Annotated in this window: 5 protein-coding genes; 2 read left to right on the forward strand and 3 right to left on the reverse strand. The window is 53.5% G+C overall.

The window, feature by feature from the left end; genetic code table 11:
• Nucleotides 1–45 precede the first annotated feature (45 nt).
• The 3 genes from map to sfsA all read right to left on the reverse strand — a co-directional run bounded on the left by map (nt 46) and on the right by sfsA (nt 2140).
• Entirely contained in the window at nt 46–861 is an 816-nt protein-coding gene (gene map, locus QZ279_RS08415; protein ID WP_293449920.1) for a type I methionyl aminopeptidase, read from the reverse strand.
• 93 nt (nt 862–954) lie between these two features.
• A complete protein-coding gene (locus QZ279_RS08420; protein WP_293449921.1) occupies nt 955–1332 on the reverse strand; it encodes a DoxX family protein in 378 nt (125 codons plus the stop codon).
• Between the two features lie 103 nt (nt 1333–1435).
• The gene (gene sfsA / locus QZ279_RS08425; protein WP_293449922.1) at nt 1436–2140 is read right to left on the reverse strand and encodes a DNA/RNA nuclease SfsA; all 705 of its coding nucleotides are present in this window, start codon (nt 2138–2140) and stop codon (nt 1436–1438) included.
• 48 nt (nt 2141–2188) lie between these two features.
• Here sfsA and QZ279_RS08430 point away from each other — a divergent pair, with 48 nt between their 5' ends.
• Together QZ279_RS08430 and QZ279_RS08435 are read left to right on the forward strand one after the other, a co-directional pair.
• Nucleotides 2189–2911: a molybdopterin-binding protein gene (locus QZ279_RS08430; protein WP_293449923.1), complete on the forward strand. Its 723-nt coding sequence runs from the start codon at nt 2189–2191 to the stop codon at nt 2909–2911.
• The coding region (locus QZ279_RS08435; RefSeq protein ID WP_293449924.1) for a GNAT family N-acetyltransferase at nt 2908–3470 on the forward strand (563 nt) is incomplete at its 3' end. The genes QZ279_RS08430 and QZ279_RS08435, both read left to right, overlap by 4 nt.

A 3470-nucleotide genomic window follows, 5' to 3' on the forward strand; every position in this document is an offset into this window, starting at 1 on the left:
AACTCAGGATCCAATCCTCAATCCTCAATCCTCAATCCTCAATCCTCAATCCTCATACGTCGGATGAAACGTCCCAGCAGGCGAAAGCGTAAATATCTCGTAGCCAGTCTCGGTCACCCCGATGGAATGCTCAAACTGCGCGGACAGCGATTTATCGCGCGTCACAGCGGTCCAATCATTTGCCAGAACCTTAGTCTCTGGCCGTCCCAAGTTCACCATCGGTTCAATTGTAAAGAACATACCGGGCTCCAATACCGCGCCTGTTCCCGCTTTGCCGTAGTGCACAACATTGGGCGGCGCGTGAAATACGCGTCCCAAGCCATGCCCACAAAAATCGCGCACGACGGACATGCGATGCCCTTCCACGAAGGTCTGGATCGCCGCGCCAATGTCGCCAAACGTGTTGCCCGGCTTCACGGCCTCAATCCCTTTGAACAAAGCGTCATGCGTGACTTGGATCAGGCGTTCAGTTTTGCGCGATAGCTTGCCTGCCACATACATGCGGCTCGTGTCACCGAACCAACCATCTACGATCACGGTCACGTCGATGTTTACGATATCACCGTCTTTAAGCTTTTTATCACCGGGGATTCCGTGACACACAACGTGGTTAATCGAAATGCAACTCGCGTGTTTGTAGCCCTTGTAGCCAATCGTGGCAGAGGTCGCACCAGCCGCGTTTACATGATCCTCGATCATTTTATCAAGCGCACCCGTCGTCTGACCCACAACCACATGTTCCGCCAAAATATCCAGAATTTCAGCGGCCAATTTACCAGCCGCCGCCATGCCTGCAAAATCCGCCTCTTCATAGATGCGAATGCCTTCTTTGGTCATACGGCCGCGAGATTTCCCGATCATGGAATGTGCTCCTTAGCGTGCGTTGCTTGAAGCGTGTATAATTAGGATTGGCGTGGGGTTCTAGGGTTGAAGTGTACAAATTCTGTGGTGCTGTCAGGTTAAGCCAAGCATCGTCAAAAGAGGAGCTTTGCCAACCCAAGCGACAAAGGCGCTGAGAAGTCCGATTATCACTGCTGGAACGCCGTCTTTCCAAGTGTCCCAAATGAGGTGACATCCAATCGCACCTATAGAGGTCGCCAAAAGGGTTAGTGCTGCAATCGTGCCGATCCAAGACCATTGAAGCCAAATTGTGATGGCGCTGATGAGTTCAACTAAGCCGACAAGCGTCATTACTTGACGATTTAGTCCATATTTGATGAACATCGCGAGTTGAGTTTCGAAGATAAATTTCTGCCATCCGAAAATTTTGATAGAACTTGCGAAGAGAAAAAATGCAGACAAGAGCCCGATTGGGATCGTCATCGTAGTCATTCAAGGCGTCCATTTCTATTTGTTGATGAAAGCTATGTATTCGGTTGTTCGGCAGCGGCTTAGGGCAATCTTGAATTGAAAGGTTTTTGGCGCAAGCCAGCCATCAATTTCGAGTAAACTCCAAAGGCTCCCCAACCCAAACCCCTTCAGGCGTGATCTTGGTATCCAAACACATCGCTTCAACACCAACCGCCTTTGCATCCGCAAAGGCCTGCGCATAGGTCGGATCAATATCCCCCGCCAAAGTCATCTGCGTACAATCCGTCCGCTGCACCAGATATACCATCACCGCGCGGTGCCCCTGCGCGCGCATATTCGCCAATTCCGCCAAATGCTTCGCACCGCGTTTGGTGACGCTATCAGGGAACTCCGCCAGCCCTGCCTCACGGCTCAACGTCACGCTTTTCACTTCAACGTATGTATCCGGCCCACCACCTTGCAGCAGGAAATCAATGCGGCTGTTCTCGCCGTATTTCACCTCTGGCTGGACAGTTTCATAATCGCCAAGCCCCGCAACCTCACGCGCTTCTAACGCGGCTTTCAATGCGCGGTTCGGCACGGACGTATCCACCCCCGTGAAATGCCCGTTCTCATGATCTACCAAGCGCCAGCCATATTTCAGCCTTTTCTTGGGATCATCATTGGGCTCTAACCAGATCTTCATACCTTCATCCGCAAGCCCCATCATCGAACCGGGATTGGCGCAGTGGGCGGTAATCTCGCGCCCATCTTCCAGCCGTGCATCGGCAAGAAAGCGTTTATAGCGACGAATTAGACGAGCGGGGATGAGATCGGTTTGAAAGCGCATGACGCACGGCCTATACCCATCCCAAAGCGTCATCAAGGAGAGCCGCATATGTCTAACCCCACAGCCGCAATGTTGGTCATTGGCGATGAAATTCTGTCTGGGCGCACCTTGGACAGCAACACGAACCATTTGGCAAAAGAACTGACATCCCACGGCATTGACCTGCGCGAAGTGCGTGTGGTTAGCGATGATGCGCCCTCAATTGTCGCGGCTGCCCGCGCGCTCTCAGAGACGTTCGAACATGTATTTACCAGCGGTGGCATTGGCCCAACGCATGACGATATCACCGCCGATTGTATCGCGGAGGCTTTTGGTGCGTCGATTGACGTGCGCGAAGATGCGCGCGCGCTGCTTGCCGCGCATTACCAACGTCAAGAGAGCGAGCTGAATGAGGCCCGCCTACGCATGGCGCGTATACCTGAGGGCGCGACGCTGATCGACAATCCCGTTTCCATCGCGCCGGGCTTTAAGCTGGGAAATGTGCATGTGATGGCCGGTGTTCCGTCCGTGTTCAAAGCGATGGTTGCAACGGTGATGCCAACGCTGACGGGTGGCGCGCCTTTGCTTAGCCAAAGCCTGCGCATTGATCGCGGGGAAGGCGATATTGCGGATCCGCTTGGACAATTGGCGAAAGACTACCCAGAGTTATCCATCGGGTCCTATCCGTTTCAAAAGGATGGAAAATACGGGTCTAACATTGTGGTTCGAGGGCAAGACAACGCGCAGATCGAGGAGGCGATTGCACGCCTTGCGGCGGAGATGGCAGTTTGAGCGATTTGCCCTCCATAGATATCCTTTACGAGGTATGCGCGCGCACTTGGCCGGCCGCAAGCGAAACGCGTGTTGGACCTTGGACGATACGTGATGGGCAAGGCGGTGGGCAACGCGTGTCCGCGGCGACCGCAGAGGATCGCTTTGATGCGGAAGACTTGAAGAGCGGTGAAGCCGCAATGAAAGACCTCGGACAACCAAGCTTGTTCATGGTGCGTGAGGGCGAAACGGAATTGGACAATATGCTTGCTGCACATGGCTATGCGATCAAAGATCCGGTTAATTTTTATATCTGCCCGATCACACACCTTACGGGCGTTGCAATCCCACGGGTGACTGCGTTCACAATTTGGGAACCGCTACAAATCATGCGCGATATCTGGGCTTCGGGTGGTATTAGCACTGCCCGTGTCGATGTGATGGAACGCTCTGGTTGCGTCAAAACGGGCCTGTTGGGACGTTGGAACGAACAACCCTCTGGCACGGGTTATGTCGGGATCTATAAGAGGATTGCGATGGTGCATGCGCTTGAAATTCTACCCCATCAGCGTGGTATGGG

It is taken from the genome of Planktotalea sp. (genome assembly GCF_018607965.1).
GTDB lineage: Bacteria > Pseudomonadota > Alphaproteobacteria > Rhodobacterales > Rhodobacteraceae > Planktotalea.

Bases quoted from the DNA above. Each gene is read 5' to 3' on its own strand.
- map (WP_293449920.1), bottom strand. From the start codon at position 861: ATGATCGGGAAATCTCGCGGCCGTATGACCAAAGAAGGCATTCGCATC.
- QZ279_RS08420 (WP_293449921.1), bottom strand. From the start codon at position 1,332: ATGACTACGATGACGATCCCAATCGGGCTCTTGTCTGCATTTTTTCTC.
- sfsA (WP_293449922.1), bottom strand. From the start codon at position 2,140: ATGCGCTTTCAAACCGATCTCATCCCCGCTCGTCTAATTCGTCGCTAT.
- QZ279_RS08430 (WP_293449923.1), top strand. From the start codon at position 2,189: ATGTCTAACCCCACAGCCGCAATGTTGGTCATTGGCGATGAAATTCTG.